General features: G+C 53.4%; 20 protein-coding genes. All 20 read left to right on the plus strand.

Annotated features, from left to right (window positions below; all coding sequences use genetic code 11):
• Positions 1 to 8: 8 nt before the first annotated feature.
• Positions 9 to 2,399, plus strand: coding sequence for a motility associated factor glycosyltransferase family protein (locus tag ACZ5IU_RS14510; protein ID WP_464418567.1), 2,391 nt, complete (start codon positions 9 to 11; stop codon positions 2,397 to 2,399).
• A 25-nt stretch (positions 2,400 to 2,424) separates the two neighbouring features.
• The gene (fliW, locus tag ACZ5IU_RS14515) at positions 2,425 to 2,922 is read left to right on the plus strand and encodes a flagellar assembly protein FliW (RefSeq protein ID WP_464418569.1); all 498 of its coding nucleotides are present in this window, start codon (positions 2,425 to 2,427) and stop codon (positions 2,920 to 2,922) included.
• Complete coding sequence (csrA, locus tag ACZ5IU_RS14520; protein WP_464418571.1) at positions 2,923 to 3,159, plus strand: carbon storage regulator CsrA; 237 nt, start codon at positions 2,923 to 2,925, stop codon at positions 3,157 to 3,159.
• Positions 3,160 to 3,437: 278 nt separating this feature from the next.
• Complete coding sequence (locus ACZ5IU_RS14525; RefSeq protein WP_464418573.1) at positions 3,438 to 6,017, plus strand: 6-hydroxymethylpterin diphosphokinase MptE-like protein; 2,580 nt, start codon at positions 3,438 to 3,440, stop codon at positions 6,015 to 6,017.
• Between the two features lie 144 nt (positions 6,018 to 6,161).
• Entirely contained in the window at positions 6,162 to 8,576 is a 2,415-nt protein-coding gene (locus ACZ5IU_RS14530; RefSeq protein ID WP_464418575.1) for a flagellin N-terminal helical domain-containing protein, read from the plus strand.
• Between the two features lie 122 nt (positions 8,577 to 8,698).
• Positions 8,699 to 9,412 (plus strand): hypothetical protein, encoded by a 714-nt coding sequence (locus ACZ5IU_RS14535; protein ID WP_464418577.1) that lies wholly within the window; start codon positions 8,699 to 8,701, stop codon positions 9,410 to 9,412.
• An 11-nt stretch (positions 9,413 to 9,423) separates the two neighbouring features.
• Entirely contained in the window at positions 9,424 to 10,485 is a 1,062-nt protein-coding gene (locus ACZ5IU_RS14540; RefSeq protein WP_464418579.1) for a hypothetical protein, read from the plus strand.
• Positions 10,482 to 11,792 carry a DUF4910 domain-containing protein gene (locus ACZ5IU_RS14545; RefSeq protein ID WP_464418581.1) on the plus strand — a complete coding sequence of 437 codons (1,311 nt, stop codon included), beginning with the start codon at positions 10,482 to 10,484 and terminating at the stop codon, positions 11,790 to 11,792. Before ACZ5IU_RS14540 ends, ACZ5IU_RS14545 begins: the two co-directional genes overlap by 4 nt.
• Positions 11,793 to 11,849: 57 nt before the next feature.
• Entirely contained in the window at positions 11,850 to 12,197 is a 348-nt protein-coding gene (locus ACZ5IU_RS14550) for a flagellar protein FlaG (RefSeq protein WP_464418583.1), read from the plus strand.
• Between the two features lie 119 nt (positions 12,198 to 12,316).
• Positions 12,317 to 13,309 (plus strand): UDP-N-acetylglucosamine 4,6-dehydratase (inverting), encoded by a 993-nt coding sequence (gene pseB, locus ACZ5IU_RS14555; RefSeq protein WP_464418585.1) that lies wholly within the window; start codon positions 12,317 to 12,319, stop codon positions 13,307 to 13,309.
• Between the two features lie 19 nt (positions 13,310 to 13,328).
• Complete coding sequence (locus tag ACZ5IU_RS14560) at positions 13,329 to 14,495, plus strand: N-acetyl sugar amidotransferase (RefSeq protein ID WP_464418587.1); 1,167 nt, start codon at positions 13,329 to 13,331, stop codon at positions 14,493 to 14,495.
• Positions 14,492 to 15,115 carry an imidazole glycerol phosphate synthase subunit HisH gene (hisH, locus tag ACZ5IU_RS14565; protein ID WP_464418589.1) on the plus strand — a complete coding sequence of 208 codons (624 nt, stop codon included), beginning with the start codon at positions 14,492 to 14,494 and terminating at the stop codon, positions 15,113 to 15,115. Before ACZ5IU_RS14560 ends, hisH begins: the two co-directional genes overlap by 4 nt.
• Positions 15,106 to 15,864 (plus strand): imidazole glycerol phosphate synthase subunit HisF, encoded by a 759-nt coding sequence (gene hisF, locus ACZ5IU_RS14570; RefSeq protein ID WP_464418591.1) that lies wholly within the window; start codon positions 15,106 to 15,108, stop codon positions 15,862 to 15,864. Before hisH ends, hisF begins: the two co-directional genes overlap by 10 nt.
• 20 nt (positions 15,865 to 15,884) lie before the next feature.
• On the plus strand, positions 15,885 to 16,394 hold the full coding sequence (locus tag ACZ5IU_RS14575; protein ID WP_464418593.1) for a GNAT family N-acetyltransferase: 510 nt from the start codon (positions 15,885 to 15,887) through the stop codon (positions 16,392 to 16,394).
• A gap of 3 nt (positions 16,395 to 16,397) precedes the next feature.
• Positions 16,398 to 17,165 (plus strand): cytidylyltransferase domain-containing protein, encoded by a 768-nt coding sequence (locus tag ACZ5IU_RS14580; protein WP_464418595.1) that lies wholly within the window; start codon positions 16,398 to 16,400, stop codon positions 17,163 to 17,165.
• A gap of 78 nt (positions 17,166 to 17,243) precedes the next feature.
• Positions 17,244 to 18,536, plus strand: a complete 1,293-nt coding sequence (locus ACZ5IU_RS14585; protein WP_464421936.1) for a glutamate-1-semialdehyde 2,1-aminomutase — start codon at positions 17,244 to 17,246, stop codon at positions 18,534 to 18,536.
• Between the two features lie 18 nt (positions 18,537 to 18,554).
• A complete protein-coding gene (locus ACZ5IU_RS14590; RefSeq protein WP_464418597.1) occupies positions 18,555 to 19,475 on the plus strand; it encodes an aldo/keto reductase in 921 nt (306 codons plus the stop codon).
• 16 nt (positions 19,476 to 19,491) lie between these two features.
• Positions 19,492 to 20,511 carry an N-acetylneuraminate synthase family protein gene (locus ACZ5IU_RS14595; protein ID WP_464418599.1) on the plus strand — a complete coding sequence of 340 codons (1,020 nt, stop codon included), beginning with the start codon at positions 19,492 to 19,494 and terminating at the stop codon, positions 20,509 to 20,511.
• A gap of 25 nt (positions 20,512 to 20,536) precedes the next feature.
• Complete coding sequence (gene pseH / locus ACZ5IU_RS14600; protein WP_464418601.1) at positions 20,537 to 21,100, plus strand: UDP-4-amino-4,6-dideoxy-N-acetyl-beta-L-altrosamine N-acetyltransferase; 564 nt, start codon at positions 20,537 to 20,539, stop codon at positions 21,098 to 21,100.
• Positions 21,064 to 22,068 (plus strand): hypothetical protein, encoded by a 1,005-nt coding sequence (locus tag ACZ5IU_RS14605; protein ID WP_464418603.1) that lies wholly within the window; start codon positions 21,064 to 21,066, stop codon positions 22,066 to 22,068. The genes pseH and ACZ5IU_RS14605 overlap by 37 nt, the downstream gene beginning before the upstream one ends.
• Positions 22,069 to 22,073: the final 5 nt, after the last annotated feature.

Here is a 22,073-nt window from a genome sequence, read left to right on the forward strand (position 1 = left end):
AGGTACGTATGGACGATCTTCTGGAAAAGAATCTCTTGGTTCTGGAAAGATATCAACCTGAATTTGTCAAATGTCTTAGGAATAAAATTTCTTGCATCGGTGCGATAGAAAAAGTACAAATAAAAGGACAAACGCGGATTGCTGGCGCTACGATACCCCCCTTTACTGAGGAGCTTTCCGATTTATCTGGCTTATTTGAGCCCAGGCTGCCAGTCGCAATAATTCAGGGGGTTGGTAGCTCCGCATATTTTTCCAATATTTTAAAGCATTTGCCTAAATGGATTCGAATTGTTATTATAATTGATCCTCATCTATCTCTTATAGTTAATTTGCTAAAAAAAATTTCGCTACATGATATTTTATCTCGGGTTTTGTTGGTTTTTATTGCCTTTGACAGCGCGTCTGTTATAGACGAAGCCATTAAAGTTGCCTTTGCATCAAGGGGATTCCTGGTTGGAAGAAAACAACTTAAAATTTTGCATAAAGAGGAGAATGAAGCAACGGGAGAGGCAATTCCTTCCTTGTTCCGCCTGTTTGGAGAGCGACTTGAATACTACATTTCCCTTATGGGAAACTCTCCTGACGACAGTCTTCTCGGATTGAGGCAAATGGCCTTGTCTTCACCTTGGACGCTTTTTGGAGCTCGTCTGCAACCGCTTCGGGACACGTGTTCGGGGTTTTCCGCGATTATTGTCTCCGCGGGTCCTTCGCTTGATAAAAATATAAATATATTGAAAAAAAATAAGGATAAATATATAATTATTGCTGTCGATACTATCGTTGAGAAGCTTTTAATTAATGGAATAAAGCCTCATTTTGTATGCGTTTTGGAGCGAGTTTATGCACTGTATCTGGAGTGTTTCCGTCCGCTTTTTAAAGATTGGAGAAAAGAACTCAGTGACGTTATTTTAGTCTCCCAATCAGTATGCACGCCTCAGATCGTTGGTCGATGGCCTGGCCCCGTTGTCGTCGTGGGCAAGGATGACATCAATCTGGAGAAAGCGATAGTGGGGCATCTTTTGGGTGGAACAGTCATACCTTCCGGGGCTTCGGTTTCGCACATGTGTTTGGGGCTTGCGTGGTATCTCGGAGTCTCCTCTGCCGCTCTTGTCGGGCAGGATTTGGCTTATGGCGATATGGGAGAGAGTCACGCGAGGGACTACACGTTTTTAGGACAGGAGACATACGAGGCGGGAATTCCGGAAAGCGAGCGGTTGGTGGTCGAAGGAATCGCAGGCTTCCCCGTAAGCACCAATCGCTGGTGGAAGTATTTTCGGGATGTTTTTTCAGCAATGATTCCCAGGTTGGGTGTACCCGTCTCTGATTGCACTGAAGGAGGAGCTTTTATTCCCCAGACCGATGTCCTTCCGCTTCAGACATTTGCAGAGAGTCATATACCATCGAATACAAACATTGATTTAAGGGTTTTTTTTATAGAAAAGATAAGATATAAATCCGATAAGGTTCATCTGGACGAATATGACGATGTATATGATCATATCCAAGGCAACTTTGTTGAGAGTCTGAATTGCGTAGAAGATGGCTTAAAATATATTTATAATCTGAATTTGTCACTTGTTTCAGATGTGCGTTTGACTAATGGCGCTTATATGATTAATAAATATTTTAACGAAATTATAGCTAAAAATCCTTATCTGGCATTTATTCTTCAGTTTCGGATTGGACAAATCATTGCCGAAACCTTTTCTGAAGCTCTGCCTGTCGGACTTGTTGAAGTGCGAAAATGGGCCAATATATATAAGATATTTTTCGAAGATGCGCGTAAGGTTATCAAATCCGCGCAAGGATGGCTCATATATATAGATGGAGTCAGGCAAATGAGAGAACAAATTCTCAGGATTTTATTTTCAGAAGAGGAAGTTCTTGAAGCTGACATCGTGAAACATTGTGCAGGAACGAACGAATCATTTCGAGATGCTATTCTTGTGGATATTCTTTTCGCAAAAACCGATATTATAGAGAATTCGTGGAGTGTGGATGGTTTATGGTCAATTGCCAGTCACTTTATCGTTGAAAAACGTTTCACGGAAGCATCGGATATGCTAAAAACCGCAACTGAAAACGCGAAATCTGTTGAAATGGGACCTGAAGATTACGTGCGGTTGAATCTCGACGCTGCGGAATGTTTGCTTTCTCCCGATTTGTGCAGGCAACCTGAACTGTCGAAAGCTCACGATACGTTGGCTGAGGTATACAGTCTCTCCCCAGAAAACAAAAAACTCCTAGAGTTGACATCCTTACTTATTCATACGCAATTAAATATATTGGAGACTTATGGAACCTCAGCTGATTATGCAAAAATAACATTTTTTAAATCTCTTGAAAGTCGCCTGCCGCATCATCCGGATAAAGTTTTAGGGGTTATTTTTAAAAATTAGTTGAAAATCAAAGGAGATGCGCAATATGACTCGCGATTTTTCGACAACGCGTTTTGGGGATTTGCACATAGACGACAACGACATTTTTATTTTTAATGAAGGTATCCCTGCTTTCGAAGGGCACAAGGAATGGATTCTTATAGGTAATGATGAAAATCCAATAAAATGGCTTCAGAGTCTGCATGATGGCGCCATTGCTTTGCCGGTGATACCCCCGGATGTTATCATGAACGGATACAACGCAAGGATATCGAAGCAGGAACTCGAGTCCATCGGAATGGAAACTCCTGATGATCTTGTATTGCTTCTGGTAGTTTCCATACCGTCTTCTCCGCGGGACATGACGGTGAATCTTCGCGCCCCTCTTGTGATTCACAGGAAAAAACGCATAGGACGACAGATAATCGCAGAGAATGAAGAGTACGCGGTGCGACAGCGCTTATGGAGTGAAGAAGTGGAAAAGAATCTGACTGGGCGACGGAAGGATGATCCCGCAGTGCATTCTTCGTGTGAGGATAGATGAATGCTTGTCCTCAGCAGAAAAATCGGAGAAGGTATTCGAATAGGAAGCGATGTCGAGATCAAGATCCTTGAGATCAAGGGAGATACTATAAAAATAGGGATCGTGGCTCCAAAGAATCTTTCAATCTGGAGAAATGAGCTTTTCGAGGAAATCTCGGCAGAGAATCTTCGTGCCGCGACAAGGAGTGTTTCCCTGACGTCGGACTACCCGTGGTCGGAGATCAAAAAAAACCAGTAAAGGTTTGAGTCCGCGAGGTCCTGAAAATATCGTGCATCGGAGGACTATCGACGATAGAGCGGAGTGATACGTTGTCCATATTTGGAATCTGGAACGAGAACCGGCGTTTTCTGGACAATATGACCGTGCTTGAACGTTCGCGCCCGATCCAGTTTCGTCTCATTTTACGACGTTTTGAAGAAAACGGGGCGCCTTCGATCCATAAAGTTCGGTCTGGAAACTATGAATGGATCAGGGGGACGGAATACGCATTCCCGGAACGCAAAAATTACGTTCCTATGGGAGGAGCGGATTCTCCGTGGCTTCTGCTGGCGCTGGGGTATGGATTGGGAGCCGGCGTTGCGGAACTTCCACGAAAGTATGCGCAAGCGCGGCGCATCGTCGTTTTTGAACCGGATATCGATATTTTCATTCTCGCCATGGCGGAGAGTGACCAGAAGGAAATCCTTCTGGACGGCAGGTTCTCCTTCGTGCTCGGAAAAGTTCCCGTCGAGGTCACGATGCAATTTCGCGAGGCGATGCCGTTGAGCACGCTCGCTTTGGCCGGGGCCCTTGGCGTCGTCGCCCACGAGGGGGCGTTCGAGGCATTCGCCGAAGAGTATGCCGAGACGATTAAGAGCGCGAAACAGGCAATCGATATGTTCTTCAAAAACCTCGGAAACAGCGTCGAAGATACGCTGCTCGGAATCAAGCAGTTCGCCGTGAACACCGCGAATATCGCGATCTCTTCTCCGCTTGAATCCCTGAAGGATGCGGCGATTGGGAATCCGGGGATCGTCGTGTCGGCGGGACCAAGCCTTGATAAAAATATCGACATGCTTCTCGATGCACAGAGAAAAGTGCCGATCGTCTGCAACGATGTCGTCCTGCCGAAATTGCTGGAGAGGGGGATCGTCCCGGATATCGTCTGTGCCCTGGAACGGGGGTATATGGTATACGAGCACTGGTTTTCGAAAGTGCGGGATAAGACTCGGGATATTATCCTCGTAGCCCCTGCCGTCGTTTCGCCGGAAATTTTCGGCACATTCCTCGGGCCGAAATTTGTCGTGGTAAAAAAAGGACTTCCCCTGGACGAACGTTTTGCGGATCTTTTCAATATGGACAAGATGCATACTGGGTCATCGGTTGCCCACATGTGTTTCAATATAGCGCATCTGCTCGGATGCGACCCGATAATCCTCATCGGTCAGGATCTGGCGTACGGCACGGACGGACTCACGCATTCGACCGACGTGACCGGAACGACGACACAGGAAGTCGCTTCCATGTACAGGGACAATGTGAACATCACCGAAATCCCGGGGAGCCTCGGAGGAGTCGTCAAGACCAATCACTGGTGGCTCATGTTTCTGAGGCAGCTCGAGGCGCTTGTCGCCAACTGTCCGGCGGAAGTCATCGACGCTACGGAAGGGGGCGCCCTGATCCACGGAACTTCGGTTCGTCCGTTGAAGGATGTTCTCGATCAGTATCTGCCCGAGTCGACGTTTTCTTCGATAAAGAACCGCCTTTCGCCCCCAACGGTTCGTATGGCGCGAAACAGGCTCGAGCGTCTCGCAAGCAGAGTGCGTGAACTCGAAGACAACATGAAAGACTCGTACCGCCTTTTCGACGACGTGGAATCGCATGTCGAACAGGCGTTGGCTCCCGGACTCGGCGAAAACCGGCGTCGGAGTCTTGCGGAGTTCGTCGGGCAAGCGCTTGATGAATTGCAGAAGCGGTATCCGGATATTTTTCAGCTGGTGCAATCGTATGTCTTTTCGATGTTCGTCGAGTTCACGAAGATGGACTTCGATTTTTCCGATCCGGAATTTCGCGAGCGTTGGGGCCGTCTCAACAGGGAGTTTGTGGCGACCTCCCGCGTAGCGGTCCGGTACCTGCTGGAATACGTTTCCTGGATGCGCAGGACGGCGGAGACATGCGAGAAGGCTTTGCTCGGGGAAGAAAAGGATCCCGCGTTGTATCGAGCTCTCGAGTACAAGCGGGACTGGACGACGCCACGATCGGAGATTCCGCTCGAAGACCTCTGGCGTGCCCTCATGCGTTCCTTCGATGAGGAAGACAGAACCTATTTCGAGGAACCGAGGCATCTGTCTCCGGATTGGTGGAAAAGGGTCGAAGACGGAGATCGCCTCCATGTGATCGGCAAGGCTTTTTTACGATGGAGACAATACGAACTTGCCGTGCAGGTTCTGCAGAAGGCGGCCGAGAAAATTCCCGATATCCCCGACGTGTGGATCGACCTCGGAGTGGCGTATGGAGATTACGACGTTCTCAGGGATCTGGAGATCCAGAAATCCATGGAGTCGTTCTACACCGCGCTTTCCATAGACCCGGCGAATGCGCGTGCGCGGGATGCCCTGGAAGCTCTGGCGCGCCGCGTCGTGGATCTCTACGAGAGCGCGCTCGAGTCCAAAGAATCTCTGGGAATCGGAGACTCCATGAAACTCGCGATGTATCTGAACATCGCGGACTGTTACGGCGTTTTGCGTCGATTCGACAAAGCCGTCGGGTACTACGGAAGGGTCTTTGAAAAGAGCGATGCCGGCAATCGGAACGACCCCGAACGTCTCGTCAATTACGTCATGTGTCTCGAACAATCAGGGGATATCGACGGCGCGTCGCGGTGGGCGGAGCGTTTGCATGGGACCCTGTTTGCGGGGAACAAAGCGTATCCGTACGCCATCTGGAATCTCCTCAGTTTTTACGCGAGGAACGCGAGATGGGAGCCTTACGTCGCGCTGCTCGAACGGATGTCGGCGCTGCCTGCTCTTCAGGACCTTGCGGTGCGGCACAGGGCGATGGTCGAAGAAGACGTCGGACATATTGGTCCTCAAGACGTCGGGATCGACGGCCGATAAAAAAAACGAATAGAGAAACAATATGGAGGTGATGACAGGGGACTGCGAAATACATCGTTCCGAAACGTCATACGCGGAGAATGATCATGAAGAGATCGGGCTGACGGAAAAGCCCGACGATACCTCAAGGAGGAGGTTTGCACCATGAGAATCTACCACAACATCCCCGCGCTTTTTGCGTACAACGCACTTTCGAATACGAACGGCGCCCTTCAGAAGTCCATCAACAAGCTCTCGACCGGACTACGGATCAACAGCGCCGCAGACGACGCCGCCGGGCTCGCGATTTCCGAAAAGATGCGCGCCCAGGTCAACGGCCTCGACAAGGCCGTCGCGAACGCGCAGGACGGCATTTCGATGATCCAGACGGCGGAAGGCGCGCTCAACGAGACGCACTCCATCCTTCAGCGAATGCGCGAGTTGTCCGTTCAGGCGGCCAACGATACGCTCACGTCGAACGACAGGCAGTATATCCAGCTCGAAGTCGATCAGCTTCGGACGGAAATCGACCGCATCGCGAACACGACGCAGTTCAACAAGAAGAAGCTTCTCGACGGATCGAACGCCATTCTGTGGTCCACCGACAAGCTGGAGACGAGGCTGAACATCCGCGGCGGTCTGCGTCAGATCGACCAGTTCGGCCAGAAGGCGGTCAACGAAGGGAACTACCGGATCACGATCCAGGCGGATCCGGGGCAGAACCAGGTCCAGAAGAGCGATATCTTCAAGGTCAAGCACGAGAACGTGATCATGAACGTCTCGATCGCGACGACGAATGGCTTCAAGGACGTCACGGTGAACGGCCTGCCGTCGGGGAACTATGTCGTCGGGACGACCGCGATTACGACTAATCCGGCTGCTTCCGGAAATCTTTCGGGGCTGTCGCTTTACGCCCAGAGCGCCGCGACGTTCGCGCATTTCAACTTCGCCGCGGCCAGCGCTGTTCTTGGGGTCGCCGCCACTGCTATCGGACAGAACGCTTCGCTTCTTTTCGAAGTGACGGGCGTCGATACCGCCGCCGGGTCCGTATCCCTCCGGGTGCAGAGCTACGAGATCACGCGGACCGGCGGAACGGGACAATACGTCCTCGAGAACCTCGTCCTCAATGCCCATGCAGGTGCTACATCGGCCTTTCTTGGTGATACTTTCACGATAGGTACTCTTACGTTCCGGGGATCCGCTTTTGGTTTGGCTACGGCAGGGCTTGTCGCGATGCAGAAGGGCGACAAGTTCGTGTTCGGTCTCAAGGCGGGTTCGTCGGCTGTTGCTGCGCACGTGACCGATGGCTCGTCCCCCACGCAGTGGAACATCCGGCTTTCGGTCAACACGACCGACTGGCAGCTCGGGTGGAACGGAAGCGTCAACCAGCAGTTCAACTTCAGGGGAGATGCCTTCACGGGAAGCGAGGTCGTCACCTTCCGGCAGTTCTACGTCAACAGCGCGAACGGAACGCTGTACGACAGCCAGATCCAGGTGACGCTCGGCAGCGACCCGGACGCCCTGCCGAACCCGAACGCCGCCACCTTCCACGCCGCCTTTGTCGGCGAGCGCGCGTACAATGACGTCGCGCTCCGCGATCTGGACAAATTCTGGGACGCGAACGGCAATTTCATGCTGACCGATCCCCAGACGATCAGCATCGTCCAGGGCGACGGATCGAAGGCGTCGATAACGCTCTACGGGACGGATACGCTCGAACAGGTGCGTCAGAAGCTCGTGTCGGCGATCGGAACCGATCTCGGACAGGCGAAGTATGTCGGCACCAATGTCCAGGAGCTCGTGTCGTACGTCGAGCGCGGAGCCGGGGTCGACGACACGGACGAATCCGTCGAAGGAACGTTCGTCATCCGCACAGCGATCTCCGGAAAGGCCGGGGAGCTCAACTTCATCGGCGACGAGGATCTCATCAAGGCGTTCAGCCTCGCGAACATCCGCAACGCCAAGGAAAACGAGTTCACGGTCAATATCTACGACGCCCATACCGGGTCGAGCAAGGTCATCAACGAAAAGATCACGGGCAACGAGCTTATCGGCGTGATTCACTCGAACGTCGACGTATCGTTCGATCCGATGGCGGATATCGACGTTACGTGGAACGAAGGGCTCAAGCGCTTTACGTACGCCGAAAAGACGTCGACCTACGAGACGTACGTCCACCTTGCCGACAACACGACGGTCTTCCAGATCGGCGCCAACGAGGGCGAGGACATGGGGATCGACATCGGGGCCATGGGGAGCCGGGCGCTTGGGCTTCAGAGCGTCCTGCTGACCGACAGGGTGTCGGCCGCCCGGTCGATCACGGTCATCGACAGCGCCATCAACAGGGTCTCGTCGCAGCGGGCGAGCCTCGGCGCGTACCAGAACCGGCTGGACCACACGATCAACAACCTCACCGTCGCCAGCCAGAACCTGTCCGCTGCCGAGAGCCGGATCCGCGACCTCGACATGGCGAAGGAAATGATGAATTTCACCAAACTCAATATCCTCATGCAGGCGGGCAACTCGATGCTCGGGCAGGCGAACCAGCTGCCCCAGGCCGTGCTCCAGTTGCTCCGGTAGTTGCGTTTCCACGAAGGGGAGAGGGGAACCTCTCCCCTTTTTTCAAGGAGGTTGCAGCGACGTTTATCCAGGACGACAGGACGATAGTCGAGAAGGTTCTGGCAGGAGGCTCTCTTCGCACGGTGATGATCCCCGATCCGTCGATTCCGACGAACAGGCCGATGCATGTCGAGACATACCGGCTTCCGCATCTGGTCGCGCATGACGCCCTGTTCTGGGCTTTTTCGGGGACGGCGCATTACCCTCATATTTTCGGAGAACCTCCGATGTGCAACACAACGATGTTTTGTTATACAAACATAGAGAATATGTTTTGTAGCTTTACGAAATATGATTCTGCCGTAATGTTCATGAGTAAATATAGATATAAGAAGCACGAGTGGATTATAAATAATTATGTAAACAGGGTGTTATGGGACTCCGACGGATGTGCCGACGTCGGTGCGATAAAGGTCGCAATCGAGTGCGGAGTATCGTTTTCCGTGGCCTTTCTTGATTCCGAAGGCGTCTGGAACGTTCATCCCGTCGACCTCCCGATGTTTGAACTGGATGAGAAACGTTTTATTTTAAAAACCGTGGATGACGAATATCCTTTGTTTTTCAGATATCCGGAGACTACCATCGAGATGTTTCGTACCCATAGAGATTTCTTTTCGTCAAAACCAAATGATAATACTGATGGATGTGCCGAGTTAAGAAACATACCTAAATTCACTACATTTTATAGTATATTCAATGACGGAACATATTATAATAAACTTGACGCCGCACGGGGGACCACACAAGAATACAGGCGTCTCATCGTTTTTTGCGAACGAATGTCCTGCGAGAATTGAGGTGTATCCCGATGTCGCGGGAGTGCGAAACCCTTGTTTTTTTCGGCGGAGGAAATCTCCTGCTTCGGTGTGTCGAGCGCGCGAGGGCGCGCGGGTATTCGGCAACCGTTTTTGCGGCTCCGCGTCATTCCGCGGAAATCGTCGCCCCGTTTCCCGGGGACTCGCCGGGACGCTTCGGTGACTGGCTGGAGTCGCGTGGCCTTCCCTTCCACGTCGTCGAAGACATCAACGGATGCGATGATTTTCTTTCGCTCGGGACGCGGGGCGCGACGGGAATCGGTTTTGGAGAGACGTATACCTTTTCGCGTGAAACGGTGGCCGTTTTTCAGCATCGCCTGTTCGATATGATGGTCATTCGTTTGCCCCAGTATCGGGGAGGCGCGCATTTCTCGTGGCAGATACTCCGGGGCTCGAGGCTCGGAGCGTGGAATATACAGGAGATCGACGAACGGATGATTCCCGGGGTCCGGGATGAGGGGTCCGTCGTGATGACCAGAGAATATTTCATCCCTCCTTCAGCGAGAATTCCTGCGGACTTTTTCGAGATCGCGGACAGAGAGGGCGAGGAGCTTTTTTCCGGCTTTCTCGACAGATTGCGTTCGAAGGATGCGTTCTTTCCGAGGAAAATAGACAACGGCTATTCGCTCTATTTCCCGAGGCTGTATACGTCCGCGCACGCGTGGATCGACTGGAGCTGGACGGCGGAGGAGCTGGAGCGCTTCGTCTGCGCTTTCGACGATCCCTATCCGGGGGCGTCGACGTTTCTTCACGGCAAAAGAGTCTTCTTCAAGAACGTGTCGCGCGATCCCACGGAGGGAAGATTCCATCCGTTCATGTCGGGACTTGTATATCGGATCGACGCCCGCGGCGTTTTCGTCGCGTGTCGCGACGAGGCGCTCGTCGTCCGTGATGTCAGGGACGAAAGCGGAACGCACATTTCGGAAATGATCCTTCCGGGGAGCCGTTTCGTCACTCCCCGGTCTTTTCTTGACGAGGCGCTGTCCTTCGAGGCGAATTACGATGCCCGCGGCCTTTCGCAAGATGTCCGGCATCAAGGGGGATCGGTTTCATGAAACGTATGCTGGAGCTCATCGGCGCAATCGCTCCTCTTCGTCTGGCGCCGGTTTCGGAGGAAACCGACGAAGCCGTTCGGATATTGTGCGGCGAGTTGCCCTTTCGTGTGCATGAATACGCTTCCGGCGAAGAGCATAACGGCTGGAATGTCCCGCTCAGCTGGCAACCGGAACGCGCCGAGATACGAAGGGACGGGCGCGTTATCTTCGACGGAATGCGACACCCGCTTGCCGTTGTCGGTTATGGCGTTTCGTTTTCCGGGCGGGTTGGCGCGGAAGAACTGAAGAGACATCTTTTCTATAACGCTTCTTTCCCGAACGCTTTCGTATATCATTGCGACTACTTTTATAAACCGTGGAAGCGCGATTGGGGTTTCTCCGTCCCATTGAATTTCTATCGGGGAATCGAAGACGGGGAGTACGACGTCGATATCGTAACCCGCGAATACCCCGGGACAATGAAAGTGCTCGAATACGTACTGCCGGGAGAATCGGACGAATCCTATCTTCTGAACGCGCATGACTGTCATGCCGCGCAGGCAAACGACGATATAAGCGGCGTCGTCGTCGGCATAGAGGTCATGAGACGCCTTTCGAAACTCGCGCGGAGACGGTTTACGTATCGGCTCGTCGTGGCGCCTGAACATCTCGGAACGGTTTTCTTTACGAAAAATCAGTCGTCTTTCCTGCCTTCCGTCAAAGGCGCGATTTTTCTGGAAATGCTCGGAAACAGGAACAGGATGGCATTGCAGCATTCCTTTACGGGCGATTCCATTATCGATACCGCCATGGGCAATGTGTTGCGACACGGTTGGCCTGATGCCGTGGAAGGTCCGTTCAGGACCATCGTCGGGAATGACGAGACTGTATGGGAAGCACCCGGAATAGAAATCCCCTGTGTTTCCCTGTCCCGCTTTCCGTATCCGGAATATCACTCGAGCATGGATACGGAAGACATCATTCATGCCGATATGCTCGACGATGCCGTGGACGCGGTCCTTTCGACCATTGAGATTCTTGAGACGAACGGGGTTGCGGAGCGATGTTTCACGGGGCTCATCGCGCTGAGTAACCCTAAATACGATCTGTACATTTCCACCGAGGATCCGAGCATTCGAGTGTCTGTCTCCGAGGACCAGAAGAAATGGCATTACATGATGACCTGCCTCCCGCGGTACTTTGATGGCCGGACAAGTTTTTTGGATATTGCTGAAAAACTAAAAATTGATTATTTTAAGCTGCGATCATATGTCGGCAGATTTGAGTCGAAGGGACTCATCCGTATTCTATATCCTTGTACATCGTAAAGTGAGCGGTTTTTCTCGAGCGGAAGAACCGAAATAGCCATTGTGAGGTGAGGGCCATTGAAGGCGTATGGTGTATCGAGTGTGGATGCTTTGCAGTTGGGCGAGAAGGGGAATCTGTCCGAAAAGGGACGCGACGCAGGGCTGATGTGTGCCGGTAAGGAAACTGCATATTCTTCCATTCACGCCGATGAAGTGTCGAAGGCTGTTGAGAAAGCCGGAGAGATGGCCCGTATTTTCGATCGTTCGTTGCGATTCCGGTATCTTAAGGATGCGGATATCTACCAGGTGGAGGTCATCGACTCAGGAAAAGACGAAGTCATACGGAAGATTCCTCCTGACGAAATCGTACGATTCATTGAACATATCGGCGAACTCCTGGGGGCATTGTTTGACAAGACGTTATGAAACGATCCGGTTTTTTCTCCAGAAAGCGACTTCCTTCCGGAAGTCGCTTTTTTTCTCTCCCGTTTGTGCCGATTAGTACAGAGGCAGGTCTAACTGAAGATGAGATGAGGGGACCGTATATGTTCGACGGAACTTCGGTACTGATCACCGGCGGAACCGGGTCGTTCGGCAAGGAATTCATTCGGGAGACGCTCCGGAGGTTTCGCCCGAGAAGACTGATTGTGTATTCCCGCGACGAATTGAAGCAATACGAGATGCAACAGGAGTTTCGCAGCGAATGCATGCGTTATTTCATCGGTGACGTCCGTGACGCGGAGAGACTTCGCGTCGCTATGCGCGATGTTGATTTTGTCGTCCACGCCGCCGCTCTGAAGCAGGTGCCGGCGGCCGAATACAACCCGATGGAGTGTATCAAGACGAACGTCCTTGGAGCTTCGAATGTCATCGGCGCCGCGATCGAGAACGGAGTTCGCAAGGTCGTCGCACTTTCGACGGATAAGGCCGCGAATCCGATCAACCTGTATGGAGCGACGAAGCTCTGTTCCGACAAGCTCTTCATAGCGGCGAACAACATAACGGGACATCTGAGAACACGGTTTGCCGTCGTGCGATATGGGAATGTCGCCGGGTCACGCGGATCCGTCATCCCGTTGTTCCGGCGACTCGTGCGAGAACATGCGTCCGAAATTCCGGTTACCGATTCCCGGATGACCCGTTTCTGGATTACGTTGCCGCAGGGAGTCGATTTTGTTCTGAAAGCCTTTGAACGGATGCAATCGGGAGAGATCTTCGTGCCGAAGATCCCTTCCGCCCGGATCACGGACATCGCCGAGGCCGTGGCCCCAGGCATTCCTGTGAAAATCATCGGAATTCGTCCGGGAGAGAAGCTTCACGAAGTCATGTGCCCGGCGGACGATTCGCATCTGGTTCTCGAGTATCGGGACCACTTCGTCATCTCTCCCGCGATAACGTTCCAGACGCCAGTTGACTATTTGAATAATCCTGTCGGAGAAGCCGGCTGTGCGGTTTCTTCGGGATTCGAATACAGTTCGGGAACGAATCCGGTCTTTATGAGCGTGCGTGACATTCGCGAAATGCTCGCAAACGTGTAGAGGAGGAGCGGGGACAACCATGGAGCTTCAGCGCTGCAGTCGCTGCACCCTTCCGATAACATGGGAGACGGTGTTTTTCGATGAAGAGGGCGTCTGTAATATCTGCAAGAACTGGGATGTGAAGCAGAAGGACATCAACTGGCCCGAACGCGAAACCATGTTTCGGGGAATAGTCGCGGATGCGGTGGCCCGAAAGGGAGAGTACGATTGCATCGTTCCGTTCAGCGGGGGAAAGGATTCGACGTATACGCTCTGGGCCATCGTGCGGAAATATGGGATGAAGCCGCTGGTTGTTTCGTTCGATCACTGGTTCTATCGTCCTCGTATGCTCGAAAACAGAAGGAGAACGTTTCTTCGCCTCGGTGTTGACGTTCTGACCTTTACGCCGAACTGGAGGATCGTTCGGAAGATCATGCGGGAATCTCTTCTCCGAAAGGGGGATTTCTGCTGGCATTGTCACGCCGGCGTTTTCTCGTATCCGATGCAGATCGCCGTCAAATTCGGAATCCCGCTCATTATCTGGGGAGAAGGCGGCGGCGAGTATGAGGCGTATTTCAGATTCGCGGATCTCGAAGAGACGGACGAGTGGAAATTCAACCGGCGTATCATCCTCGGAATGCGGGCCGAGGATATGGCCGGTTTCATCGGAGAGGATGTCCGCGATCTTTCGCCGTTCGTCTATCCGAGACGGGAGGACCTGGAGCGCGTCGGAGTGAAGAGTCTGCCTCTGGGGAAATATGAGTCCTGGGATGTCCAGAAGCATGTCCGGATTATCAGGGATGAGCTCGACTGGAGGGAAGACGAGCTTGAAAGCGGACTCCCCGGCCTGACGTACGAAAAAATAGAGTGCATGTTCGATGGAATCCGGGATTATGTAAAATATCTCAAACGCGGTTTTTCCCGAATAACGCATCTGACTACGCTGGATATCCGACACGGAAGGATGTCACGCGAGGAGGCAATGGAACTCGTCAGGAAGTACGACGGCAGAAGGCCGGAAAGCCTCGGGATCTTTCTGGAGTACATCGGCATGACGGAAAAAGAGTTTTACGAGATCGTTTCGCTCCATCTCATTCCTCCCGCCGAACGCATCGATCCGGCTTCTCTTCCGGTCGGAGATAAACTCTGGGACCAGGATATATGGTTTCGTGACGATTCCCTGAAGGAAAAGGAAGGCCACGCATGAGAATTGCCATTATAGACGATGGTCTCGGAAACACGGGATCGGTAAAGAGCGCTCTTGAATTCTATCGCTACGACGTGCGACTGATACATGAGTATGCCGACATCGACGGCGCCGACCTTTTGATTCTTGCCGGAGTGGGATCCTTCCGTACCGCCGTGGAGCAGTTGAGGAAGCGAATGTTATGGAAACATCTCGATAACGCGGTTTGCCTGGAGCATAAACCCGTTCTCGGCATCTGTCTCGGGATGCAGCTCATGGCCTCGTGGGGTGAAGAAGATGGGCACACTCAGGGATGGGGATGGATTCCCGGCAAAGTCGTCAGAATCCCGGACACAATGGTGAAAGTGCCGCATATCGGCTGGAACCGCGTGTCTCCCGTGACGAAAAATGACGTTTATTTCCGCGGAATCAGAAGCGGTTTCTTCTACTTCATGCACGGGTACCACTTCATTCCCGAAAACCCGGATCATGTCATCGCGACGACCGGGTATGGCGACATGACTCTCGTCGCCGGCGTTCGCAATAAGAATGTCGTCGGATTGCAGTTTCATCCAGAGAAGAGTCAGGGGGACGGGTTGCGGATATTGAGAAATGTCGTGGAGGGACTCGTATGCAGATAAAACGCCTGATCCCGCAGCTTCTTCTCAGAGGGAAACGACTTGTAAAGGGGACGCGCTTTTCCGATTTTGTCGATGTGGGAGATCCGGTCTCTCAGGCGATGATCTGCGATGCCCAGGGAGCGGAAGAGATCGTCCTGGTCGATATTGACGCCACGCGACGCGGAAGTTGTATCGAAACGGAGATAATAACCAGAATCATTCAGGCATGTCGACTTCCCATTGCGGCGGGAGGAGGGATCCGATCCGTTCATGACGCCCGGAAGTGTTTTCGCGCAGGAGCGGATAAAATCGTCGTCAACACTGAGGCGATACGTCGTCCGGAGCTTGTGGGAGAGTTGTCCCGCGAGTTCGGTTCCCAATCCGTCCTTGTCTCCGTCGACGTCGTTCGCAAGCCTGACGGTTTTTCCGTTGTCGTGGAGAGCGGTACGAAGGAAGTCGCCAATCCGCTGTCCGATGTCATCGTTTCTCTTGTTGCAGCAGGTGCGGGAGAGTTGCTTGTGACTTCCGTCGATCGTGAAGGATCGATGAGCGGGTTTGATGTCGAACTCTATCAATCGTACGCTTCCAGGGTGCCGATTCCGATAATAGCTTCGGGAGGGGCCGGAACATACGATCATATCGTCAGCCTTTTCAGGGAGACGAACTGCGACGGATGCTGCATTGGCAAGATGCTCTGCCTGAGGGATTATGATATCGTGAAGATCAAGGCATACCTGACCGGACGCATGGTTCCGGTCAGGGATGCGTGACGCCTCGAGAGGTGGACGGCATGGACGTGTTTCTTCGGATTCTTGCTCCGGACGATGTGTCGGAGAATTATGTCCGATGGCTCAGAGACCCGGAAGTCAACCGGTACCTTGAATGCCGCTGGAGGACGTATTCGCTCGACGAGTTGCGTTCGTACGTGAAAACGGTGAACGAGAGCGCTGACGATATTCTTTTGGGAATTTTTCTTTCCGACGAGAACAGACATATCGGGAATATCAAGATAGGCAATGTCGAACGTATCCACCGGTATGCAGACATTGGCCTTCTGATAGGCGCCAAAGAGGTCTGGGGGAAGGGAATCGGAAGCGTCGCCATAGACCTCGCATCCAGGTATGCGTTCGAAGATCTCAATCTCAACAAGGTCATCGCGGGAATATACGCGTGCAATACCGGTTCGTACAGAGCGTTCCTGAAGGCGGGCTTCAGGGAATGCGGCCGTTTGCAGAAGCACAGGTTCTGCGAGGGTGTCTACGTCGACGAAATTCTCGTCGAGCGGATCCGGGAGGAATGAACCGTGCTCCCGGTTCTGGCGGTTTTGCAGGCAAGGATGTCGTCATCCCGGTTTCCCGGGAAAATCCTTGTTCCGCTGCTTGGCCGACCGATGTTGCACCGCCAGATCGAGCGGGTTCTCAGGGCGGGGAAAATTACTGAGGTTGTCGTGGCGACGTCGACAGATGTGACCGACGATGCGGTCGAATCGCTCTGCCGCCGGATCGGAATCAGATGCTTCAGAGGATCGCTTGAAGATGTCCTCGACAGATTCTATTGTGTCGCAAAGGCAGTGAGACCGCAACATATCGTTCGACTCACCGGAGACTGTCCCCTCGCGGATCCTGATGTCATCGACACTGTAATAGGCGTGCATCTGGATGGAAGATTCGATTACACATCGAACGTCAATCCTCCGACATTTCCCGATGGGCTCGATGTGGAAGTTCTGCGGTTCGAAAGCCTGGAGACCGCATGGAAAGAGGCGACGCTTCCTTCGGAGCGGGAACATGTGACATCGTTTATACGAAATCACCCCGAACGATTTTCGACTTTCAACGTCGCGTCCGGACGTGATTTGTCGCAACTTCGCTGGACAGTGGATGAGCCCGATGATCTGCAGTTTGTGGAGAGAGTGTATTCCTCGTTGTTACCACAAGAAAGTTTTTTTTCAATGAATCACGTTCTTCGCCTTTTGGAAGTTCATCCGGAGATTCAGGAGATCAACGCATCGCATCGTCGCAATGAAGGGTATCTCCGGTCTCTGGAGAAGGATGGCCGGTTGGTTCCGTAGATGTCTGTTTCTGGAGGGAGCGGGGGAAAAATGCATTGCCTTTCATTGGAGTCGCTTTCGCAATCATTTTCGAAAAACATGGAATGTCTCGAGAGAGCTCATACTCTGATTCCGGCCGGTGCGCATACGTATAGCAAGGGTGACGATTGCTTCCCTAGGATGGGGCCGCATTACGTCGTTCGGGGAAGTGGATGCCGGATTACCGATGTCGATGGACACGAGTACATCGATATGGGGATGGCGCTTACGTCCGGGGTGCTGGGGTTCGCATTCGGGCCCGTCCTCGCGAAGATCCGGGAGGCGCTGGAACTTGGGGCCGGTTTTTCACTTCCGCACGTCATCGAGATGGAACTTGCCGAAAAGCTGATTTCCCTTATTCCAAGCGCCGAAATGGTCAAACTGGGAAAGCATGGCTCGGATGCGACGACGGGCGCCGTCAAGCTGGCCCGCGCGTTTACGGGGCGCGATAAAATCGCCGTGTGTGCGGATCAGCCATTCTTCAGCACGAACGATTGGTTCATCGGCACAACACCCTGCGACACGGGGATTCCGAAAGCGGTCAAGTCGTTGACCGTCAAGTTTCGATATAACGATCTTGCATCCGTCGAAAGGATGTTTGCGGAGAATCCCGGGGAGATCGCCTGCGTGATGCTTCAGCCGATGGAATTCGACGAGCCGGCTCCGGGATATCTTGAAGGAGTCCAGACTCTCTGCAGAAAGAATGGCGCCCTCCTTATCTTCGATGAGGTGATTTCCGGCTTCCGATGGCATCTCAGAGGGGCGCAACATGTGTTTGGCGTTACACCCGATCTGAGCTGCTTCGGGAAATCTATTGCGAATGGCTATTCGGTTTCGGCGCTGGTCGGACGACGCGACATCATGGAGCTCGGTGGAACGCGGAAAAAGGGTCCGAAAGTTTTTCTGTTGTCAACGACTCATGGCGGCGAGGTGCATGAGATAGCGGCCGCCCTTGCAACCATTGAATTCATGGAAAAAAATCCCGTGCAGGATCATCTTTACAGGATTGGGAATCTATTCAGATCGCGTATGAACGAACTGGCAAACGCGAAGGGAATAGCCGACTGCTTCTTTGTCACGGGGAGGGGATGCCGCCCTTTGTTCGTCACCAGAAACAGGAGCGGCGAGAACGATGCCGCCTTGCGGACGTTGTTCATGCAGGAAATGTCATTCCGTGGGGTGCTCATTCCGCAGGTCGCTCCGTCGTGGTCCATGTCGGAAGATGACATGAACCTGGTATTCAAAGCTGCCGGCGAAGCTCTTGATATATACGCAAAGGCGTTGGACGAAGGGACCGGGAATTATCTCGTGGGGAATCCGATGAAACCGGTTTTTCGACCACGCAACGACTAGCGGAAATCAGGCTCAGGGATGCACCTCGCTCTTGGTACGGCTCAGCTTGGAATGCCCTACGGTGCGACGAACCGTCTCGGTCGTTCTCCAACGGCGAAAGAGTCGCGTGAACTCCTGGAAACGGCATGGTCGCTGGGAATCGCGCGATTCGATACGGCGCAGGCGTATGGCGAGAGCGAGTTGCGATTGGGGGATTTTTTCGCGTCTCTTCCTTCGGATGAGAAACATCGCGCCGTAGTCTCCACGAAGATCATGCTTTCCGGTGCGGAGTCGGTTTCCGAAGTGTTGCGCGTTATTGAAATCTCCTCGGAGCGGTTGGGGCTTTCCGAGATTCCGATAGTCCTTCTCCACAGATCGGATGCCTGGAGTATGGAATTTCTCGAAGGACTTCCGGAAATCAAACGTTCCGGGCTTGTTCGGAAGCTGGGAGTGTCCCTCTATGATCTCGACGAATTTTCGAGAGTGATTTCTTCTTCGCCCATGCCGGATGTGATACAGGCTCCCGTCAATGCTCTCGACTGGAGATTTTCGCGGAAGGATTTGTTGCGCGATATGTTTGCTAAAGACGCGATTCCGGAAATATGGGGAAGAAGCGTCTTTCTCCAGGGACTTCTTCTCGCTGACGACGTGTCGGTCTGGAATGTCACGGGGCAGATGGACGGAATCCTTAACGGTGTGCCGCGAGCTCTCTCAGCGCTGCGAGATGGAACGCACAAGACGGCCCTTGAGTTCTCCCTGAGCGTCCTGAGGGAAGCGTGCGATCTCGACGTCCTTGTCACAGGGGCTGAAACTTCGTGGCAGGTTCGGGAAATCGCGAATATTTGGAAGAAGACTGCGGATATGCCGCAGGATCAGATTCTGCCGTTTGCCGGATGCGCCATGTTGGCGTCCATTGTCGCGGGATCGCTTGTTGATCCCCGCAGTTGGCCGGCACGATAGCACGGGGAGGCGTCGCATGGAAAGCGGAAAAGACGTTTATTTCGGTCGGGAGAAGTGTTTCATCATCGCCGAAATCGGAGCGAACCATAACCGTTCCCTCCCGCTCGCGAAAGAGCTTGTCGACGCGGCGGTCGAGGCCCGTGCGGACGCGGTCAAGTTCCAGATATACAGCGCGGAGACGCTCTATTCGAAGAAAACCCCGCGTCATTCGGGGTACGACAAGGCTCTCTTTTCCCTGATCAAGGAGATCGAGACGCCCCGGGAGTGGCTGCCGGAGCTTTCATCCTATTGCGAACGAAAGGGTATCGTCTTTTTCGCCACTCCGTTCGATGCCCGGGCCGTCGACGAACTCGACGAAGTCAGCGACCTGTTCAAGATCGCCTCTTTCGAAATCGTCGACCTGCCGTTGCTTGAGTACTGCGCGTCGAAGAAGAAGCCGATGATCATTTCCACGGGGCTGGCGAATCTGGAGGAGATCGAGGACGCTTATTTGACCTGCCGGAAGTCCGGAAACGAACAGGTGGCCTTCCTTCAGTGCGCGTCGCTTTATCCCGCTCCGGCGTCGGTCATGAACCTGCGGTCGATGGAGACGATTCGCAGGGCCTTCGGCGTTCCAGTCGGACTTTCCGATCACACGCCAGGAATCCACATAAGCGTCGCGGCTGTTGCGATGGGGGCTAAGATTATCGAAAAGCACGTCACTCTGGACCGAAAAATGGAGGGGCCGGATCATCCTTTTGCGATCGAACCCGACGAGCTTCGCGAACTTGTCGCGCAGATCAGGGATGTCGAGAGTGCGATGGGAGACGGTCGGAAGCTCGGGCCCGCGCCGGAGGAGATGGAGTTCTACGAAAAGGCCCGCCGGAGCGTTCATGCCGCCGTCGATATTCCGGAGGGAACCGTGATCCGCGAAGAGATGCTGTGCGTGAAACGTCCGGGGTACGGCGTGCGACCGAAACATCTCCCTGTGCTTTTCGGAAGAAAGGCTCGCCGGCACGTCGACGCGGACCAGTGGATCACGTGGGACATGGTGTAATGGTCTTCGGGGCGAGGGCGATTTCATGACTCTCCATTATTGCAATATCCTCGAAGTCGGCGAAGAGGTTCAGGAACGAGTCCGTGTCTGGCGAAATTCGCCGCGCATCCGACAGTTTATGCTTTCGCAAAACGAAATCTCTGTCGAGGAACACAGGGCGTGGCTCAGTCGGCTGTCGAAAAAGGACAGATCGCAGATCGTTCGCGTGGCTTTTTGCGACGGCGTCCCGATAGGGATCATTACCCTGAAGGATATCGACAGAACTTCGGAGAGAAGCGACTGGGGGATCTACATCGGTGAAGCTGGGTATGAAGGGCGCGGATTCGGCGGGGAAATGCTCGATGATCTGCTTTCGTGGGGGTTTGAAGAGGAAGGGCTTTGCCGGTTGTTTACCTCAGTGACGGCGGATAACATGCCTGCCATCGGCATGTACCTCCGGGCGGGATTTCATTTTGAAGGACGGTTCGAGAAACATATCGTTCGCGGCAATGGAGAGAAAGTCGACCTTTTATGGGTTGCGTTGTTTCGTCCGGACTGGCGGATGATGCGATCATGTTCAGAGAAATGCACGACTCAGGTTCTTTCCTGAACGCGGAAACGGATCACTTCGGCGGTGTTGTGACCTTTCTGACGCATTCCGGCCCCGGAGTTGGCGGCGGACACGTTTCGCGATGTCGTTCGCTTTCGCTTGAGCTTGAGGGACTCGGCGTCCCCGTACGGTGGATTGTCGACGAAGCGACTTCTCGGGAAGCGATTCCGGGAGATAGCGTTCACCGCGTTGCATCCCTCCGTTCCGTTTCTCCCGAGATTTTGGGGCGTACGCCGCTCCTCGTTGTGGACAGCTATCTGCCGACATTCGACGACCTCTCGCGACTGGCGACGATCGCTCCCGTGTGTATTGTCGACGATTTCCGCAGAGAGCCGGTCGAGCGGCTTGCGACGATCCTTGTGAACTATAACTTCGGCGCCGGGGAAATCGGGTATGAAGCCGTTCCGGATATTTCTCTTCTCGGACCTCAGTTCGCCCTGATCAGACCTGAAATCCGGGATTCGAAACCGCACGACGGCGGGTATGTTTTCCTTGCGGTCGGGGGAGCCGATGTTCGGGGAGTAACGCCGGCGATCATCGATATGTGGAACGACGGTCTTCCTCCCCTGATTGCCGTACTCGGTCCATTGTGCGCCGGAAGCGTCGCAGATTCTGCGTCAAGGAGCGCGGATCGAAAGGAGAACGTCAGCGTCCTCCGGAATCCTCAAGAGTTTGCTGAAGTGATATCCGGCGCTTCCATCGTCCTTTGTACTTCGAGCGTGACATGCTACGAAGCACTCGCGATTGGGAAGCCAGTCGTGGTATTTCAGGTTGCCGAGAATCAGATACGCATCGGCGATGTCATTGGAAAAAAACGGTATGGGATCAACCTCGGTTCCTGGGGAAGCTTCGTACCTTCCGATGTTCTCCATGCCCTGACACATCCGATTCTTCCTCCTGCAGATTGCGTCAATCTCAGGGGGGCGCGGCGAGCCGCCGATACTCTCTATAAATGGTTGAAGAGGTGAGTCTC

This window comes from Lactivibrio alcoholicus, assembly GCF_055390895.1.